The sequence below is a fragment of the Granulicatella sp. HMSC30F09 genome (genome assembly GCF_001806915.1).
Classification (GTDB): Bacteria; Bacillota; Bacilli; order Lactobacillales; family Aerococcaceae; genus Granulicatella; species Granulicatella adiacens.
The window spans coordinates 20,028-40,012 of the sequence record NZ_KV786404.1; the positions used below are offsets into that span (position 1 = coordinate 20,028).

The window sequence follows — 19,985 nt, forward strand, 5'->3', positions numbered from 1 at the left end:
TAAAGGAGTGATTAGATGGGTCTGTTTAAAAGACGATCGTATATCACCATCAATCGTATAAAAGTAGACTTGTCTGAGCAGTCTGAGTTACCTACTGTACCAGATGGAAAATGGATTAAATGTCCTGGTTGTGGTAAGACCGTCTACAAAGAAGATTTAGGAGCGCTTAAAGTTTGTCCAAATTGTGATGGACATTTTAGAATTAGTGCTGCAGAACGTTTAGCAATTACAGTTGACAGATTCGAAGAACTTTTTGAAGATGAAAAACCAAAAGCGAATGTCGCCTTCCCAGGGTACGAAGCGAAATTAGAAAAAGCAGCAAAGGTTGCTAAAGAAAATGAAGCTGTTACTGTTGGGATTGCTACCATCGGAGAAGAGAGCTTCATTTGCTGTGTCATGAATTCATTTTTTATGATGGGTTCAATGGGACAAGTTGTTGGTGAAAAAATCACCAAGGCTTTTCAGGAAGGAATCAAACGCCAATTACCAGTAGTTATTTTTACTGCTTCTGGGGGAGCTCGAATGCAAGAAGGAATTTTTTCTCTGATGCAAATGGCTAAAATTTCTGGGGCGGTTGAAGAACATCATCAAGCTGGTTTATTTTATTTAACCGTATTAACGGATCCGACAACTGGTGGTGTAACAGCTAGCTTTGCGATGCAAGGAGACATTATACTTGCTGAACCTAAAGCCATCGTAGGATTTGCAGGGAAGCGAGTTATTGAACAAACAATGAATCAACAACTTCCTGATGATTTCCAAACAGCGGAAACCGTTCTAGAGCAAGGTTTTATTGATGCAGTGATTCATCGTAAAGAGATGAAAAAAACAATTCATAAACTTCTTGTACTTCATAGAAAGGAGTCAAATGCATGAAACCGATGAAAATTGTTTCGTTGGCGCGTGACGTGAATCGTCCAACGACAAAAGAATGGATTAAAGCTGTATTTGACGATTTCATTGAATTACATGGAGATCGTTATTATGCAGATGATAAAGCTTTAGTAGGTGGGATTGCTACCTTAAATGGAACTCCTGTTACCGTTATTGGGATGGAAAAAGGGCATACTCTTCAAGAAAATCTCAAAACGAATTTTGGCCAAGTGCATCCAGAAGGATACCGAAAAAGTGCACGATTGATGAAGCAAGCGGAGAAGTTTAATCGTCCAATTGTTACCTTTATTAATACAGCGGGTGCTTTTTGTGGGGCTACTGCAGAAGAACGTGGAATCGGAGAAGCTATCGCGAATAATCTTCGTATTATGAGTCATCTCAAAGTTCCTATTATTGCCATTCTCTGTGGTGAAGGTGGTAGTGGTGGAGCCTTAGGGTTGGCAGTCGCTAATGAAGTTTGGATGATGGAGTACGCGATGTATTCTATTCTTTCTCCTGAAGGATTTGCATCTATTTTGTGGAAAGATGGATCGAAAGCTGCCCAAGCTGCTGAACTCATGAAATTTACTTGTCAGGATTTATTAGATCAAAAAATTGTTGACCGAGTGATTTTTGAGAAGAAAAAATCTAATGAACAAATTGCATCAGAATTACGTGAGCAATTAAAAGTGCAATTAGATTTTTGGATGAAAAAATCGAAAGAGGAGATTGTATCTCGTCGATTAGAACGATTTAATCAGTATTAAAAATGAGTAAAATCAAGGAGCCTGACTTTGTTGTTAGGCTCTTTTTTGTTATACTAAAGTTACCATTTTCATTGGAGGGATTGTTTATGACACGTTTAGAAAAAGTAAGAAATTCCATGAAAGAACAAGAAATTGATGGATTCATTGTTTATAGTCCATACAATTTACGTTATTTAGCCAACTTTACTGGAACAACTGGGTTTGCATTAATCACATTAACAGATGCTTATTTTGTTACCGATGCTCGTTACACACAACAAGCTCAACAACAAGCAAAAGGATTTCATGTGATTGAACACAAAACAGGTTGGGTTCCAGCATTTGAAAAAATCATTCGCGAAAACGACTTAAAATTTGTTGGGTTTGAAGCAGACCATGTTTCAGTTTCTCAATTAGAAATTTTTGAAGATGCATTTGATACGGCATTGATTCCAACACAAAACATTGTCGAAAAAATTCGTGAAGTGAAAGACGCTGGGGAAATCCAAACGATTCGTGAAGCATGTCGTATTTCAGATGCTGCATTTTTACACATTTTAGATTTCATCAAACCAGGAGTAACTGAAATCCAAGTGGCAAATGAATTAGATTTCTATATGAGAGGACTAGGTGCGACTGGAGTTTCATTTGATACGATTATTGCAAGTGGAGTTCGTTCTTCAATGCCTCACGGAGTTGCGAGTGCAAAAGTGATTGAAAAAGGTGACCTTGTAACACTAGACTTTGGTTGCTATTACAATGGGTATGTGTCAGATATGACTAGAACCATTGCAGTAGGCGAACCTATCGACCAATTAAAAGAAATTCACAATGTTGTCTTACAAGCTCAATTAAAAGTAAGCGAAGCAGCAGGTCCTGGTAAAACAGGTGTAGAATTAGACAAGATTGCTCGTGATTACATTTCTAGCCGTGGCTATGGAGAATACTTCACTCATTCAACAGGACATGGTATCGGTCTTGAAATCCACGAAGCACCAAATGTTTCTCGTATTGCAACACAAGCATTTGTACCAGGAAATGTGATTACAAATGAACCCGGAATTTATCTTCCAGGTGTGGGTGGTGTACGTATTGAAGATGACATTATTATTAATGAAACTGGTGGCGAAGTTATTCAACAAGTTCCTCGTGAGTTAATCATCCTTTAAAATGGACTGTAGTTGTTAGAATACCTGTTTCATGGTAAACTAAATGAGACTGAGAAAATCTTTTAAAGAGTAATTTTCTAGTAAAAAAGGAGGTTACAAAATGGAACAAATGAAGAAATATTCTAAAGATAAAGAACTAGGAGCAATTGAAATTGCACCTGAAGTAATCGAAAGTATTGCAGGGATTGTAGCTGCACAAGTAAAAGGATTTTATCCTGTTCCTGGTTTATTAAATACCATTTTTGGTGGGAAAGAACTATCTAAAGGGGCATACTTAACAGAGGAAAATGGAGCCTTTGTGATCGATATTTACGGAAACGTAGACTATGGGGTTTCTATTCCTAAAATAGCATTATTATTACAAAACAAAATTAAAGAACAATTGCTATTCAGTTGTGAACTCGTTATTTCACAAGTAAATGTTCATGTTCATGAGATTTTACCTGTGAAACAAGAAGAAACTGAATTATTTGAATTGGGGGATGAATAGTGAGTCGTAAACCATTAAAAAGACGAGCACTACGTGTGTTGGCAATTCAAGCATTATATCAATTAGATATGACTCCAGAAATGCACATTGTGGATGCGCTCAGTCTTGCGTTGGAATGCTCAGAAGATTCACCTTATTCTAGCGATGCAATTACGGAAGAAGATTTATTAAACGAAGTTCCGGAAATTACTTACAGCATAGCATTAGTAAGAGGAGTACAAAATAATCTCGAAAAGATTGATGGATTAATTGAAAAACACTCTAAGAGATGGAAATTAAATCGTATTGTACGTTTAGACTTGATCATCATGCGAGTTGCAATCTTTGAGATGACTTCTCCAGAATTAGAAGTTCCACAAACTGTAGCGTTAAACGAAGCAATTGAAATTGCCAAAACTTACAGTGATGAAAAATCAGCGAAATTTATTAATGGTATCTTATCAAACTTTGTAAATGGGTAAGATTCTACTACACGAAGAGTCTGAAGCAAACGTTTCAGACTCTTTTTTAAAGGATGTGAGCAATCACGGCCAGAAATGGAATGTTGGACCGGAACACCGGAAGGAATGTGAAACGTTCCGCGGATGTTTCGGGAAACGAACGCCATTTCTGCGATTGCGAGCTCGACTAAAAATAGGATGTGAGTCTTCGCGGTAAGAAATCGACCACTGGACCAAACCAACGCAAGCATCGTTAAAGACGATGTGCGTATGGTTTGGGAAGTGGACGCGATTTCTGCGAAGCCGAACTCAACTACAGGATGCGAGAAAAGGCGCTTATAGGCGATGACGGTTCGCAGGTTAGCCGTAAGCGGTCTGGAAGACCGTGCGGACTAAACTCGAAAGGCTTGAGCCTATGCCTTTTCGAGCTCAACTAAAAACAGGATGTGAAGCAGAAAGACAGAAGCAAAGAATATTCTCACAGTGCGAGAATATTCTGCTTCGTAGTCTTTCGTTCGCACAGTTTATTAGACTTTCTTGAATCACGAGTGATGAAAAGAAAGTCAATAAACCACTGCGCCTAAGTCATGTCACACCCCATTGAATGCACTAAAAAATTATCATATATGATAATTCACGCATTTGTTAATTTCACTATACATATTTTATTTTTATCAATTTAACAACATTATTTTAAGAAAAAGGAGACTTCTATGACGCAAATTCTAGATGGGAAAGCATTAGCTGGAAAAATAAGAGAAGAACTAAAACAGGAAGTACAACAGCTTTCTAGTAGTGGAGTGATCTCTTCGCTAACGGTTATTCTTGTTGGAGAAGACCCAGCTAGCCAAGTATACGTGCGCAATAAAGAACGCGCTGCTACTGAAGTAGGCATTCATTCAAACGTGATTCGCCTCAGTGAAGAAACGACACAAGAAGAGTTATTAGAATACGTGAATATACTCAACCATGATGTTAGCGTTCATGGGATTTTGGTGCAATTACCCTTGCCAAAACATATCGATACAGATGCAGTCTTAGAAGCAATCGTTCCTGAAAAAGACGTCGACGGTTTTCACCCAGTAAACTTAGGAAAGTTACTTCAAAAAGATGAATCGATTGTCCCATGTACTCCACAAGGAATTATGGAATTCTTCAAAGAATACAATATTGACCTTATTGGAAAAGAGATGGTTATCATTGGTCAAAGTACAATTGTGGGACGGCCAATGGCACTTTTAGGATTGAATCATGGAGCAACAGTTACGGTTTGTCATAGCCGTACAAAAGATTTAGCGCAAGTGGCAAAACGCGCTGATATTCTCATTAGCGCAGTAGGAAAAGCAGGACTTATTACAAAAGACTTCGTAAAAGAAGGCGCTGTTGTGATTGATGTTGGGATTAATCGTAATGAAGCAGGAAAACTCTGCGGAGACGTTGACTTTGAAGAAGTAGCGCCACTCACAAGTGCGATTACACCAGTACCTGGCGGAGTAGGTCCAATGACCATTGCGATGTTACTAGCCCAAACCGTAAAAAATGCAAAAAGTAAGAAGGAGTAGGACATGGAACAAGAATACTTAACCGTCACCGCGTTGACGAAGTATATTAAAACTAAATTTGACCGTGATCCGCACTTAGACCGTGTTTATTTGACGGGAGAAATTTCGAACTTTAATAAAAATAGTGTGCATAAGTATTTCAACTTGAAGGATGAAAATGCGATTATCGCTGCAACCATGTTCCAAGGCGCCTATAAGAAAATTAAATTCCAACCCGAAGAAGGAATGAAAGTTCTTGTGATTGGTCGTGTTACGGTCTATGAGAAATCTGGTAAATATCAAATGATTATTGAGCACATGGAACCAGATGGGGTAGGCGCTCTTTATCAAGCCTATGAACAGTTGAAGAAAAAATTAACTGAAGAAGGAGTATTCTCTGGACCGAAGAAACCAATTCCTGTATTTCCAAAGAAAATTGCGATTTTAACGAGTGATACAGGTGCTGTTATTCGAGATATTCAAACAACGGTAGCTCGACGTTTTCCAATCGCACAGCTCGTGTTATATCCAACCGTGGTACAAGGAGTTCATGCCGTTCCAAGTATTCTTAAAAATTTGGACTTAGTAGAACAGTCGGATGCCGATGTGGTTATCATTGGTCGTGGTGGTGGTTCCATTGAAGACTTATGGGCGTTTAATGAGGAACCTGTTGTTAGACGTGTTGCTTCATTCTCACTACCGATTATCTCGAGTGTGGGGCATGAAACAGATACGACCTTAACGGACTTTGCCGCGGACCAACGTGCAGCTACACCGACTGCCGCAGCAGAGCTCGCAACGCCGGTACTCAATGATATTCATCTAACACTTGGAAACTTAACGGGTCGTTTGCAAACAACGATGCTCAACCAATTGAACACTCGTAAAGAGTTATTAAGTAAACTAGAAAAGTCTGGTATTTTTGTAAAACCAGAACGCATGTATGAAGTGTATGCACAGCAAGTGGATCAATTGCGATTGAAGTTGATGCAAGGGATGCAACAAAGACTTCATCTGGCAAAACAACAATCGATGCAATTTACTCACCGTCTACAATTAGTTTCACCAGAACAATTGTTAATTCAACAAAAGCAAAAACTTGAATGGTTACAAAAGCAATTACTTGATAGTAATCAAAACTACTTGCAGGATAAGCAAATTAGGTTCCAACAACTAGTAGAGAAATTGGATTTACTTAGTCCATTAAAAATTATGACACGAGGATACGGTATTGTGTTTAAAAATGGAACAATCGTAAATTCGGTAGAACAAATTGTAAATAATGAAGAAATAGAGATTCGTTTAAGTGATGGTCTTGTAAATGCGACCGTTAATGAAAAGAACAAGGAGAGTTTATAATGGCGAAGAAAACATTAAAATTTGAAGAAGCAATGTCTGCATTAGAACAAATCGTAAGACAATTAGAAAGTGGAAATGTTCCACTTGATGAAGCATTAGATAAATTTAAAGAAGGAATGGAACTTAGCCAATTTTGTAATGAAACATTAACAAAAGCAGAAGAAACTGTTCGAGCAATGATTACAGTGAATGCAGAAGGAAAAGAGGCATAATCCTATGGTGAAGTCTGTCATTCAACAACTTCAACAAGACGTAGCCAATCACTTAACAAAGCTTATTGAAGAAAGACCAACAGAAGCTCGCTTGAAAGAAGCTATGCTTTATGCGGTACAGTCGGGTGGGAAACGCATTAGACCGCTCTTAACGCTTGCGGTTGCTTCTGTTGGAACATCGACAAATAAAGCCGCGTTAGACTTAGCATGTGCCTTAGAGATGATTCATACGTATTCCCTTATTCATGATGACTTACCGGGAATGGACGATGATGACATGCGTCGCGGTCGTCCAACTGTGCATAAAGCGTTTGACGAAGCCACTGCGATTTTAGCTGGGGATGCATTACTGACATTAGCATTCGAAGTGGCTGCAAATGCTAACTTGGAAGCTCGTCAATTAGTTGAAGCAGTGAAGATTTTATCGACAGCTTCTGGTATGAGTGGCATGATTTCTGGCCAAATGAAAGATATCGCTAGTGAAGAAGTGACGATTACGCTCGAGCAAATGAAAGAAATCCATCGTGAGAAAACAGGAGAATTGTTATTAGCTGCTGTTCGTCTTGGGAATCTTTTTGTATCTGATGAAACTCAGAAAGAAGCTTTTGTCTCTTATGCAACTCACTTTGGTCTAGCATTCCAAATTCAAAATGACTTACAAGATGTATGCTGGACAAGTGAACAAACGGGTAAAGAAACAGGGAAGGACTCAGAACTAAGTAAAAATACATATCCGAGTCTCTTGGGTGTAAAAGGTGCAAAAGATGCCTTAGCAAGCGAAATTGAGTCTTGTAAGCTTTCATTGCATAAAGTGGCATTAACGCCTGAAACCCAACAAACAAAGGCTCTTCTCATTGAATTTTTAACGTATTTAGAAATATAGGAGTAACTAATGGAAAAAGAACGTGTGGATATTTTGGTTGTCCAACAAGGACTGACGGATTCCAGAGAAAAAGCAAAACGTCTTGTTATGGCAGGACAGATTGTGGATGCGGTGAATCATAACCGATACGATAAACCGGGGGAAAAAATTCCTGTGACGAGTTCATTGATGATTAAAGGCGAACCGTTAAAATATGTCTCTCGTGGCGGCTTGAAATTAGAAAAAGCCTTAAAAGAATTTGATGTCAGTGTCGATGGAAAGATTTTATTAGATATCGGGGCTTCTACGGGTGGTTTTACAGATGCGGCCTTACAAAATGGCGCCAAACAAAGTTATGCGCTCGATGTGGGGTATAACCAATTAGATTATAAACTTCGCCAAGATGAACGTGTCGTTGTTATGGAACGTATGAATTTCCGTTTCGCAACACCAGATGATTTCACAAAAGGGCAACCAGATGTGGCATCCATTGACGTATCATTTATCTCATTGAAACTGATTTTACCGCCATTAAAACCAATTCTAAAAGAAGGCGGCGACGTGCTTGTATTGATTAAACCACAATTCGAAGCAGGTCGTGAACGCATTGGGAAAAAAGGAATTGTCAGCGATCCACAAGTCCATGAGGATGTATTAGAAGATATCTTGAGCTTCAGTGAACAAATCGGATTTACTGTAGAAAAAGTAACGTATTCACCAATCACTGGTGGAAGTGGAAATATTGAATTTTTAGCGCATTTAAGAAATACGGCTCCAAATGAGGTTCGTTCATTTGAAGAACTCGCGCGTGAGACGGTTAAAGAAGCGCAACGATTAAAAAAGTAAAGGGTGACGAACTTGATTCAAGAGATTTATATTAAGAATTTTGCCATTATCGAAGAAGTTCAGTGTACGTTTGAAAAAGGGATGACGGTTTTAACCGGGGAAACGGGCGCTGGGAAATCGATTATTATTGATGCGGTGGGCCTATTAATTGGTGAACGTGCATCGCTTGAAATGATTCGTTATGGTGAAGAAAAATCCTTGATTCAAGGGGTATTCCGAATTGAGGATCCAGCTGTTGTTGAAAAGCTGCAAGAATTCGGGGTTGAAGTCGTTGAAGATGAATTAATGATTCAACGTGAATTATTGCAAAATGGAAAATCAAACTGTCGCATTAATGGTCAGTTAGCGACTGTTGCGCTCCTCAAACAAATCGGACCTTACTTAATCGATATTCATGGCCAAAATGAGCATTTCTTATTATTAAACGAAGAAAAACACTTAGGGCTATTAGATGAATTCGCACACCATCAAATGGGCACATTGTTGGTAGAGTACGATGAAGCTTATGCAAAAGTCGTAACAGCTAAACAAGAACTAAGAGCTCTACAGACAGCAGAAAAAGAAGATGCACAGCGCGTGGATCTATTGAAATTTCAGCTTCAAGAAATCGAAGAAGCCAATATTTATGTGGGTGAAGAAGAGCAGTTAAGCGAAGAAAAAGAATACTTTACGCATTTCCAAAAAATCCAAACGGCTCTTCAGACAGCTCTTGCTGCTCTTGAAGGTGAAGAATATTCAAGCGTTGATGCCATCGGAGAAGCTACTCGTGAAGTGGAAAGCTTAGAGTCAATTTCAACAAGCTTTAAGACACTTTCTACGCAAATGAGCGAGGCTTACTATCAACTGCAAGATGCTGCAAGTGCGATTCGTCATGAAATCGAAAATGCCGAATTTGATGAAGAACGCCTTGCTTTTATTGAAGAGCGTCTTGATGTTTACTATCAATTAAAACGAAAATATGGGGATGATGCAGAAGAGATTCTAGCCTTCCAAGATAAAGCAAGAGACGCTTTGAATAAGATTGAAAATAAAGAGACTTTAATCGCTGAAACTGAAAAAGTGTTGAAGCAGGCCACTCTTGAAGCCTTTGCGATTGCAGAGAAGATTTCAATTATTCGTCGTGAAGTGGCAAAACGCTTAGAAGCAGATATTGTGAGCGAATTGCACGGTCTCTACATGGAGAATGCGCAATTTGCCATTCAATTTGAGACAACTGAAGCCTTACTGGAAACCGGGATTGACATCGTTGAGTTTTACATTTCAACGAATAAAGGGGAACCCTTGAAACCTCTTAGCAAGATTGTCTCTGGTGGGGAGTTATCTCGTATTACCTTAGCGATGAAATCCATCTTCACGAAAGAACAACTTGTTGGAACAATTATTTTTGACGAAGTGGATACAGGTGTCAGCGGACGTGTGGCGCAGTCGATTGCTTCGAAAATGCACTACATTTCAGAATACGCACAAGTGTTGAGTATTACGCATTTACCTCAAGTGGCAAGTATGGCGGATACACATATTCACATTGAGAAAGTTGAAGAGGGAGAGCGGACGCATACGATTCTAAAAGTGATGAACGAAACAGAACGTACCGAAGAAATCGCACGTATGCTTTCAGGTACAACGATTACCGCATTAACACTTGAAAATGCAAAAGAATTATTACAAATTTCAAACGCGATTAAACAAGAAAATGATACACGAGCAGAAGGTGAACGCAAATGACAAAAATCTTTGCACATAGAGGGAGTAAAGGAACGCATCCAGAAAACACACTCGCATCTTTTAGAGAAGCGGTACTTGTCGGTAGTGACGGCATTGAACTTGATGTCCATTTAACAAAGGATGGACAGTTAGTCGTGGTTCACGATGAAACGGTTGACCGTACAACCAATGGTACTGGTGAAATCAGAAACTTAACGCTAGCAGAAATTAAAGCAATGGATGCAGGAAGTTGGTTTAAGAACGATTTTGCAGGTGAGAAGATTCCAACGCTAGACGAAGTACTTCACTTATTAAAAGAATTGAACTTTAACGGACAATTAAATATCGAGCTAAAAACAGATATTATTCAATATGAAGGACTTGTTGAGAAATGTCTCGCGCTCCAAGTTACCGAATCTTGGCCATTTGCAATTGTCTATTCTAGCTTTAATCCATATACACTAGTTGAGCTCAAAAAGATGAAGCCAAATCAAGAAATAGGACTTCTCTTTGAGTCAGTTGAGTGGGCAAATAAAGGTGATGCTATGCTTGAAAAAGAATCGTATCATCCTGATTTGAAGTTGCTTGAATGGACGCTTAAATGGAATACGAATCAGTTGCCTTTACGTGTATGGACAGTGAATGAAGATACAGACATCAACCGTTGCTTTGAACTAAACATCGAAGCTATTTTTACGGATTATCCGCAAAAGGCGTTACAACTAAAGGAGAATTATGAGCGATAAGCTACCAAAAATTATGATTATCGTGGGTCCAACCGCGGTAGGGAAAACAGCTCTCAGTATTGAACTAGCCAAACACTTCAATGGGGAAATCATTAATGGAGATTCGCTTCAAGTTTATAAGGAGCTTGATATTGGGACTGCAAAAGTTACTGAGGAAGAAAAAGAAGGTATTCCTCACCACCTAATAGATATTTGTGAGTGGGATGAACCTTTTACTGCAAGTGACTTTAAAGAGAAGGCAGAAACAGCTATTGCAGACATTACGAGTCGTGGGAAACTACCGATTATCGTTGGTGGAACAGGACTCTATATCGAAGGTCTATTATATGGATTTCATTATAGTGGCGAGGGTTCGAATGATCCGGACTATCGTTTATTAAAAGAACAAGAGCTAGAAGAAAAAGGTTCAGAAGTACTTTGGAATGAATTGAATGCCGTAGATCCAGAAGCCGCTGCCAAGATTTCGGTGAATAATCCTAGACGCGTGATTCGTGCGCTAGAAGTGATTCATGCGACAGGTAAGAAGTTTTCAAGCCTAGAAATTCAAAAGACGCCGCACTATGATGCGTTTATTATTGGGTTAAATACAGATAGAGCACTTCTATATGAGCGCATCAATTTGCGTGTAGAACTGATGAGTGAGGCTGGTCTTGAAGAAGAAGCAAGAGATTTATATGAAAAATCAAAAGACCTAGATATCCAATCGGTTAGTGGAATTGGATATAAGGAATGGATTCCGTATTTTGAAGGGGAACAGTCGCGTGAGGTGATTATTGCGACCATTCAACAAAATTCAAGGCGATATGCCAAACGTCAATTAACGTGGTTTAGAAATCGACTACCGCAAATTCGTTGGGTGAATTTATTAGAGAGTCCAAAAGATAAAGAAGAACTATTAGAAGAACTATCAGCTTTTGTAGAGGAGGGATAGAATGGAACAAAGAGAACGCGTATTAATCGTAAGCGTACAAACGACGCAAACGGATGAGGATTTCGCATATGCTAACCAAGAGCTTGCGCAATTAGTCGATACAGCGATGGGTGAAGTAGTTGCTACTGTGACACAAAAACGTGAGTCGATTAGTGGACGTACCCTTGTTGGAAAAGGAAAAGTTGAAGAAATCAGCCATCTTGTCGATGAACTAGAAGTGGACCTTGTTGTATTCTATCAATCGCTCACAGGTTCGATGGTGAAAAATCTCAATGAATCGATTAACTGTCGTATCATTGACCGAGTGCAATTGATTTTAGATATTTTTGCTATGCGTGCTCGTTCTAAAGAAGGGAAGCTGCAAGTACAGCTCGCGCAATTAAACTACTTACTACCTCGTCTTTCGGGTCAACGTGAAGGCTTGTCTCGTCAAGGTGGGGGAATTGGTACTCGTGGTCCAGGGGAAACACGTTTAGAAACTGATAGACGTTATATTCGTAAGCAAATCCAAGATATCGAAGAACAGTTAGAACAAATCAAGAAACATCGTGAACGTTCACGGGAGAAGAGAAAGAGTTCAAATGGATTCCAGCTTGGATTAATTGGATATACGAATGCTGGGAAGTCAACGATTTTAAATCAATTAACACAGGCAGGAACCTATCAAATGGATCAATTGTTTGCGACTCTTGATCCACTAACAAGACAGGTGGACTTGTTCCCGAATTTTGAAGTGACTTTAACGGATACGGTAGGATTTATCCAAGAATTGCCAACAACATTGATTCATGCTTTTGAATCGACGCTTGAAGAAAGTGCGGATGTCGATTTATTAGTACATGTGGTGGATGCGTCAAACACACAGTTTTCATTACATGAAAAAACAGTCATCGATTTAGTAAATGACTTAGAAATGCAAGAAATTCCGATGGTAACAGTCTACAATAAGACAGACTTGATTGAGGGAGAATTTCAACCAAACCTTTATCCATCGATTCAAATTTCTGCAGTCAATGATGCAGATGTGGAACGATTAAAATCATTTTTAAAAGAACAAGTCAAAGCGCAAATGACTTACTATGAAGAATGGTTGGAAGTGACGGAGACGAAGGAGTTGAATCAACTGCAACAACGCACTCTTGTCGAGTCATTAAACTATGACGAAGAAAAGAATCAATATTGTGTCAAAGGCTATCGTAAATAATATGCAAAAAGCGGCTTGAACTTATGAATCAAGCCGTTTTATTGTGGAGTACATTTGTAATCCAACCATAAAACTCGTATAATGTTAAAGATAAGGATTTTTTCAGGAGGCCATCATGAAAGAGATAAAAGCACTCTCAAAAATTTTAAAAGAGAAGTTCGATATTTCGTTTAACAACGAGGCATTGCTCATGGAAGCGATGACTCACTCTTCGTATGCAAATGAACATAAGGAAATGAAGGGAATCTACAATGAGCGTATTGAGTTTCTAGGAGATGCTGTTTTAGAATTAACGATTTCCGATTGGCTCTTTCGACAATTTCCTCACTTCCAAGAAGGGCAATTAACGAAACTACGAGCTCAAATCGTTTGTGAGGATAGCTTATCGTTGCTTGCGAAGGAATGTTCTTTGAATGAGTATTTGCTGCTTGGAAAAGGAGAAACGCTGAGTGGCGGACGTGAGAAGCCAGCTATTTTATGTGACGTGTTCGAGGCCTTTATCGGTGCTCTATATCTTGATAAAGGAGTGAACGAGGTTCAACGTTTTCTTAATCTAGTCGTTATTCCTAAAATTAAGAATGGACGATATGAACTAATTACTGATTTCAAAACAGAGTTACAAGAATACTTGCAACAAAATGGTCCGGTACACATCCGTTATGAATTAGTTAAAGAAGAAGGACCTTCACACGATAAAATATTTACTGTTCAATTAATAGTTGATGGGAAAAAATACAAGACTGCCAGCGGCAAGACGAAGAAAGCAGCCGAGCAAATGGCCGCAAAATTGACTATGGAAGAACTAACAAAGAGTTCACTTTCATAGAAAGAAAGGATTAAAGCATGCAATTAGAAAAAATTGAAATGTCGGGATTTAAATCATTTGCCGATAAGACAACAATTGAATTCGATAAAGGCGTGACTGCGGTTGTAGGACCTAATGGTAGTGGAAAGTCCAATCTTTCTGAAGCGATTAAGTGGGTTCTTGGGGAACAATCGGCTAAGAGTTTGCGTGGAAAACGGATGGATGACGTCATTTTCGCAGGTTCTCAAACTAGAAAACCAGTGAATATTGCTGAAGTTAATCTATATATCAATAACGAAGATAAAGTGTTGGCAACGGATCAAACACAGGTGGTATTAACACGCCGCTTGAATCGTAATGGAGCAAGTGATTTCTTAATTAACAAGAAACCAGTTCGTTTGAAAGACATTACAGACTTAATGATGGACTCAGGGCTAGGGAAAGACTCGTTTGCGTTGATTTCGCAAGGGAAAGTCGAGCAAATCTTTAACGAAAAACCTGAAGAACGACGAATGATTATCGAAGAAGCGGCTGGAGTACTTAAATACAAAGACCGTAAAAATCAAGCGCAACGTAAATTGAATCAAACACAAGATCACTTAAATCGTGTGGAAGATATTCTTCATGAGATTGAAGGTCAATTAGCACCACTAGAAGAACAACGTGAAAAAGCGATTGCTTACGTTTCTAAGAAAGAACAGCTAGAAGATGTAGAAACCGCTCTTTTAGCAGTCGAAATCGAAACGTTGAATGCTCAGTGGAAAGTAGCTCTTCAAGAAGTAGAACAACTTCAAGAGCAATTAGCGCAAACAGAGGCCACTTTAGAAACTCTTCAAGTGGACATTGAGGAAAATCAAGTAAAACTTGAAGCCCGTAATGAAGATCTCGATGCAAAACAAGAGGAATACGTAGAATTAATCCAAAAAGTAGAGCAACTCGATGGTCAACGTAAAGTCTTCGAGCAACGTCGACAATTTGCAGAACGTAGTGATGAAGAAAATCAAGAAGCACTAGCTGCTGCTCTTCGTGAGTTAGAAGAAGTGGAAGAAAAATTAGCTCTTCTTGAAAAGAATCAAGTAGAACGTAAGGTTGAATTAAAGAACGTAGAAGAGGCTTGGAGCCAATTAGTCGAAGAATTAGACCAATTAAGTCAAAGTAATGAAGAAAGCGTTAAAGAGCTTCAAAATCGTTATATTGAGCAGTTACAAGAAATTTCACGTTTACTAAACCAAGAGAAGAACCTTGAGAAGTCTATGGAAGTAAACCAAAACACTCAAGAAAAAATGACAGAGCGTTTTGATTCCTTTGATGAAGAACATCGAGCTTTAGAAGAAAAAGCAAATCAATTCATTGAAAAGATTGAAGAACTCACAAAAGAAAAAGCAAGTTCTGAAAAACAGCTTCTAGATCTAAAAGAAAAATTATCAAAAATCAATGAGCGACACTCTATTCTTTCTAATGAAGGGATGGAAAAGGAACGTCATCTTCAACAATTACAAGCGACCGTTCGAAGCTTGAAACAAGTATCTGAAGATTATGCTGGTTACTATCAAGGCGTTCGTGAAGTTTTAAAGCATAAATCAGATTTGCCAGGTGTTGTCAATTCAGTAGCAGAACTCATTCGTGTAGATGAACAATTAACGACAGCCATCGATATCGCGCTGGGAGCGACGAGCCAACATATCGTTGTAACGGATGAGAAGGCTGCTGCCAAAGCAATCACGTATTTGAAGACGAATCGTCTAGGTCGTGCAACGTTTTTACCTTTATCGATTATTAAAGAAAAACAGGTACCAGACTCAGTTTTGAACCAAGCTAAAAAAGTGGACGGCTTTATTGGTATTGCAAGTGAACTTGTATCAACAGAACAAAAATTCGATTCGATTATTAAGAACTTACTAGGAACAACACTTGTAACAACAAACTTGCAAGTAGCGCAACTATTAGCGAAACAACTCGGTTACCGCTATCGTATTGTCTCACTTGAAGGAGATGTCGTAAACGCAGGTGGTTCGATGACAGGGGGAGCTTCTAAGAACTCTGGTCAACAATCACTCGTTCGACGTAACAGTCAACTAGAAACAGTGACGAAGCAATTTGAAGAAGCAAAGGCTGAATACGAAAAATTGTCAGCACAGTTCCAAAAAGTGACAGCTGAAAAGAACAAGCTAGAAGAAGAGTATCGCGAATTAAATGCGAGTCATATTCAATTGGAACAAACCCTCAATCAACTAGAATTCCAATCAAGATTTGCGCTTGAAGAAGTTCAAAAACACGAACGTATTCAACAAGCAAATCAATTTGAAATGGATGAACTCATTGAAGCATATGAGCAATTAGAAGAGCAATACGTTGAAAACCATGAAAAATTGGTGGCCCTTCAAAAAGCAAATGCATCCTTGAAAAAAGAATTGGATTACCTTCAATTATCGAATGAAGATAAGACCCATCAAATTCAAGAAAAACAAAAAGAATTGCAAGAACTTGGTACGAATCGTGCTCGTGTACAAGAGCAATTTAACCAAGAAAAACGTGAAATTCATCAAACGAAACTTCAAAAAACTCGTTTAGAAGATCAAATTGAATTATTACATTCTAAGAAATCGGAACAGTCTCGTAATCAAGAGGAAGATGAGGCGATTTACGCGAAGATTCAAGAAGAGTTTGATGCGTTAAAAGGTCAAGTGGATGAATTAGATACACTGATTAAGGAATTACGTGAGGAGCGTTCAGCACTAGAAATTCATGTAAAACAATCAGAAGCTGCTAGAACACAAGCGCAACATCAATTACAAGATCAGTTGAAGAATCAAACACGATTAGAAACGAAAGCGAATCGTTTCGAAATTTCAATTGACCAAAAATTGACGTACTTGAGTGAAGAATACGAATTAACGTTTGAAGCAGCGATTGCCAAAACAACACTTGATATGTCGATTGAAGAAGCTTCAAAACTCGTTCGTAGCCTAAAACAACAAATCGAACAAATGGGTGCAGTAAACTTGTTGGCGATTGAAGAGTTTAAAGCGGTACAAGAACGATTTACATTCTTAACAGCGCAACAACAAGATTTACTAGAAGCTAAACAGACGCTGGAAGAAACCATTACGGAAATGGACGAAGAAGTAACGACACGCTTCAAGACAACCTTTGATGCCGTAAGTACTCAATTTGAGCGTACATTCCCACGCTTATTTGGTGGTGGACGTGCAACACTTGAATTAACAGATCCAGAGAACTTACTCGAAACAGGAATTGAGATTATTGCTCAACCACCGGGTAAGAAGCTTCAATCACTCAGCTTACTTTCTGGTGGAGAACGTGCCTTCACAGCGATTGCATTACTCTTTGCAATCTTAGAAGTGAAGCCAGTTCCATTCTGCTTACTCGACGAGGTTGAAGCCGCACTGGATGAAGCAAACGTAGCGCGTTACGGTCGTTACTTAAAAGAATTTACAAACCGTACGCAATTCATCGTGATTACGCACCGTCGTGGTACGATGGAAGAAGCCGATGTATTGTATGGAGTAACCATGCAAGAATCTGGGGTATCAAAACTTGCATCCGTTAAGTTTGAAGACTTTGACGAATTAGAAGAAGTGAAATAAGAGTAAGAGGTAGCCCATACGCGCTACCTCTTATTTTATAATACGAATGGCTTATTTTATGGTATACTATAAGAGATACGTTCAATGTGCGTATAATGAAAGCAGAAATGCTTAAAGGAGTTTTATAGTTGATTAAATTAATTGCACTAGATGGTGCTATTTCTAAAGTCATACAATATTAAGGAGTGTTAGCCCTTATTTAGGGGCTTTTTTGATTTATACGTATTAAATTTTAATTTGAATCACAGAAATTTGTGAAGTGTTCTTTTTAATGTTTGTGTTTCTTAGACAGCGTAAATGATTCTGTAAATATGTGTATTGACAAAATTATCGGAGTTGTTTAGGATTAAATTGAAAGTTAACTATTTTTTTGTTGTTTTTTGTGAAAAACGAAACTTGTATTATTGAATTTAAATTTTCTAAATTAGAGAGGCTGGAATCAGAATGTTTAGATACTTAAGATTCATACTAGTAGGTAATAAGCGAATATTTATATGTGCTGTGTTATTTTTAGCTTTACTATCTCTTGATGGAATTGGTGCACCGTATTTTTTAGGGAAATTTACAGATTATATGAACAAAAGTGATTTTGATAGCAGTATACATACAGTATTTTTATGGCTGATTTTTTTACTGTTAATTGTTTTATCACAATTTCTATTTAGTTTCTTTAAAGGAAAGTTTATTCAAAATGTAAATTATCAGTTAAAAAATATACATGCAGTAAATTCTGTTAGAAAAGAGAATTTACAGCAATCACCAAGTTCTTACATAACTAGTATTACTATTGAAGTCCAGCAAATTGAACAAAAATTTATCAATAATGTATTTACTATGATTTTGTGTACACTTCAAGGTGTTGTTACATTTATATTTTTGATGAATATCAATATGTTAGTGGGTTTACTTTTTGTTAGTTTGGGAGCTATACCTGCTCTAATTCCTAAGTTAACTAAAAAATGGTTAAAGAAAGGAACTATACGTTGGCAAGAAGCCAATGATCAATATATAGGATTTTTAACAGATTTTTTAGAGGCACGCCCGTTGATGAAAAGATTTGGTGTGGTAAATAATGTACTAAAAAAGTTGAATGAGAAGTTAGGAGTATCTGAAAAAAATTATTTTAAGATGGATTTTAATCAGAATATCGCTAATACCGTTATTAGTTTACTATATGTGTGCTCATTATTGATAGCATTAATGCTGGGAATAAGTTCTGTTCAAAATGGATATATGACAGTAGGGAGTTTGCTTACTATTTATATGGCAGCTGATAGGGTTGTATCTCCATTAATAACTGTTGCTTCTACATATAATGTGATTCAATCAATTGATCCAGTATTGAATAAAGTGCTAACTCTTAATAGTAAAGCCGAAGAATATGAGCAACTGCTAGAGTTACCAACAAATACAGAAGTTATCTTAGAATTTAAACAAGCTACAGTAGGATATCAAGATAATGAATTGATTAAAAATATTGATTTTTCACTTGGAAGTTATGATAAGATATTATTCAAAGCACCTTCAGGTTCAGGAAAGAGTACTTTTTTAAAAACTATTTTAGGGGAAACGAAGATATTATCTGGTACTATCAATTATGGGCAAGAAAAAGGAATTGAACTTTTTTCTGTTGTTTCTCAAAAACCATTTATCTTTGACGAAACATTGCTGTTTAATCTGACGTTTGATAGTCCAATAGATGAAAGTAGAGTCATTGAAATTTTAAGAAGAGTAGGAATGAAACATTTAGCAACAAAAGAGATGTTACATACTAAAATGGATAAACAATTACATTCTCTGTCTGGTGGAGAATTAAAACGGTTAGAGTTAGCAAGAGCATTATTATTTGAAAAACCATGCTTACTTGTTGACGAAGCTTTATCAGGGCTGGATGATGAGAGTTCAAAAATTTTGAATGATTTGATAAAAACTTATTCTGGAGCAGTTATTGATATAGAACATCACATTTCAGAGGAAATGATGGTTGGATATGATAAAATCATTACTATCAAGGACAATCATCTAGTTATAAATAAGATGTTAGTAGAGTAATTAATAGTTAAATAGTGTAATTAGATAATTTTTGTGATTGGAAGAACTGATTTTATTGCATACAAAAATCCTAATGATGATCAAATGGTTCTATAATTTATAGGGTTGGTGAATTTTCTCCATCAACCTTATAAATTATAGAACCAATAAGAGGTGGACAATAGAGTCTACCTCTTATTTTTTTAATACGAATGGCTTGTTTCGTGGTATACTATATGAGATACGTTCAATGAGCGTATTGTGTTTAACCATTCTCCAATAAAACTACCTATTGTGGAAGAAAATGATATACTATTATTTCCAGAATACGGAGCTTATACACTTTCAAATTATCGTAGTTTTCAATTAAAAAAAAGACCACGAGAATATTTTTTTGAAGATGGGATTATTAAAGAAT

At 37.6% G+C, this 19,985-nt stretch carries 17 protein-coding genes; all 17 read left to right on the forward strand.

Features of this window, described 5'->3' with window-relative positions:
* Positions 1-15: 15 nt before the first annotated feature.
* The 17 genes from accD to HMPREF3103_RS00185 all read left to right on the forward strand — a co-directional run bounded on the left by accD (position 16) and on the right by HMPREF3103_RS00185 (position 19,588).
* A complete protein-coding gene (accD, locus tag HMPREF3103_RS00105; protein ID WP_070436666.1) occupies positions 16-876 on the forward strand; it encodes an acetyl-CoA carboxylase, carboxyltransferase subunit beta in 861 nt (286 codons plus the stop codon).
* A complete protein-coding gene (accA, locus tag HMPREF3103_RS00110; protein WP_070436669.1) occupies positions 873-1,640 on the forward strand; it encodes an acetyl-CoA carboxylase carboxyl transferase subunit alpha in 768 nt (255 codons plus the stop codon). The genes accD and accA overlap by 4 nt, the downstream gene beginning before the upstream one ends.
* 86 nt (positions 1,641-1,726) lie before the next feature.
* The gene (locus HMPREF3103_RS00115) at positions 1,727-2,788 is read left to right on the forward strand and encodes a M24 family metallopeptidase (protein WP_070436671.1); all 1,062 of its coding nucleotides are present in this window, start codon (positions 1,727-1,729) and stop codon (positions 2,786-2,788) included.
* 100 nt (positions 2,789-2,888) lie between these two features.
* Positions 2,889-3,278 carry an Asp23/Gls24 family envelope stress response protein gene (locus tag HMPREF3103_RS00120; RefSeq protein WP_070436674.1) on the forward strand — a complete coding sequence of 130 codons (390 nt, stop codon included), beginning with the start codon at positions 2,889-2,891 and terminating at the stop codon, positions 3,276-3,278.
* On the forward strand, positions 3,278-3,739 hold the full coding sequence (gene nusB / locus HMPREF3103_RS00125) for a transcription antitermination factor NusB (protein WP_049554618.1): 462 nt from the start codon (positions 3,278-3,280) through the stop codon (positions 3,737-3,739). Before HMPREF3103_RS00120 ends, nusB begins: the two co-directional genes overlap by 1 nt.
* A 692-nt stretch (positions 3,740-4,431) precedes the next feature.
* Positions 4,432-5,280 (forward strand): bifunctional methylenetetrahydrofolate dehydrogenase/methenyltetrahydrofolate cyclohydrolase FolD, encoded by an 849-nt coding sequence (gene folD, locus HMPREF3103_RS00130; RefSeq protein WP_070436676.1) that lies wholly within the window; start codon positions 4,432-4,434, stop codon positions 5,278-5,280.
* Positions 5,281-5,283: 3 nt separating this feature from the next.
* On the forward strand, positions 5,284-6,618 hold the full coding sequence (gene xseA / locus HMPREF3103_RS00135) for an exodeoxyribonuclease VII large subunit (RefSeq protein WP_070436679.1): 1,335 nt from the start codon (positions 5,284-5,286) through the stop codon (positions 6,616-6,618).
* Positions 6,618-6,830 carry an exodeoxyribonuclease VII small subunit gene (gene xseB / locus HMPREF3103_RS00140; protein WP_005605298.1) on the forward strand — a complete coding sequence of 71 codons (213 nt, stop codon included), beginning with the start codon at positions 6,618-6,620 and terminating at the stop codon, positions 6,828-6,830. Before xseA ends, xseB begins: the two co-directional genes overlap by 1 nt.
* Positions 6,831-6,834: 4 nt before the next feature.
* The gene (locus HMPREF3103_RS00145; protein ID WP_246826932.1) at positions 6,835-7,713 is read left to right on the forward strand and encodes a polyprenyl synthetase family protein; all 879 of its coding nucleotides are present in this window, start codon (positions 6,835-6,837) and stop codon (positions 7,711-7,713) included.
* A 9-nt stretch (positions 7,714-7,722) separates the two neighbouring features.
* The gene (locus tag HMPREF3103_RS00150; RefSeq protein ID WP_070436682.1) at positions 7,723-8,538 is read left to right on the forward strand and encodes a TlyA family RNA methyltransferase; all 816 of its coding nucleotides are present in this window, start codon (positions 7,723-7,725) and stop codon (positions 8,536-8,538) included.
* 3 nt (positions 8,539-8,541) lie between these two features.
* Positions 8,542-10,263: a DNA repair protein RecN gene (gene recN / locus HMPREF3103_RS00155; protein WP_083278669.1), complete on the forward strand. Its 1,722-nt coding sequence runs from the start codon at positions 8,542-8,544 to the stop codon at positions 10,261-10,263.
* Positions 10,260-10,988 carry a glycerophosphodiester phosphodiesterase gene (locus tag HMPREF3103_RS00160; RefSeq protein ID WP_070436686.1) on the forward strand — a complete coding sequence of 243 codons (729 nt, stop codon included), beginning with the start codon at positions 10,260-10,262 and terminating at the stop codon, positions 10,986-10,988. Before recN ends, HMPREF3103_RS00160 begins: the two co-directional genes overlap by 4 nt.
* Positions 10,978-11,919, forward strand: a complete 942-nt coding sequence (gene miaA / locus HMPREF3103_RS00165) for a tRNA (adenosine(37)-N6)-dimethylallyltransferase MiaA (protein ID WP_070436688.1) — start codon at positions 10,978-10,980, stop codon at positions 11,917-11,919. Before HMPREF3103_RS00160 ends, miaA begins: the two co-directional genes overlap by 11 nt.
* A gap of 1 nt (position 11,920) precedes the next feature.
* Positions 11,921-13,123 (forward strand): GTPase HflX, encoded by a 1,203-nt coding sequence (gene hflX / locus HMPREF3103_RS00170; protein ID WP_070436690.1) that lies wholly within the window; start codon positions 11,921-11,923, stop codon positions 13,121-13,123.
* A gap of 115 nt (positions 13,124-13,238) precedes the next feature.
* Positions 13,239-13,949 (forward strand): ribonuclease III, encoded by a 711-nt coding sequence (rnc, locus tag HMPREF3103_RS00175; protein ID WP_070436692.1) that lies wholly within the window; start codon positions 13,239-13,241, stop codon positions 13,947-13,949.
* A 17-nt stretch (positions 13,950-13,966) separates the two neighbouring features.
* Positions 13,967-17,536, forward strand: a complete 3,570-nt coding sequence (gene smc, locus HMPREF3103_RS00180) for a chromosome segregation protein SMC (protein WP_070436694.1) — start codon at positions 13,967-13,969, stop codon at positions 17,534-17,536.
* Positions 17,537-17,980: 444 nt separating this feature from the next.
* A complete protein-coding gene (locus HMPREF3103_RS00185; RefSeq protein ID WP_049554747.1) occupies positions 17,981-19,588 on the forward strand; it encodes an ATP-binding cassette domain-containing protein in 1,608 nt (535 codons plus the stop codon).
* Positions 19,589-19,985: the final 397 nt, after the last annotated feature.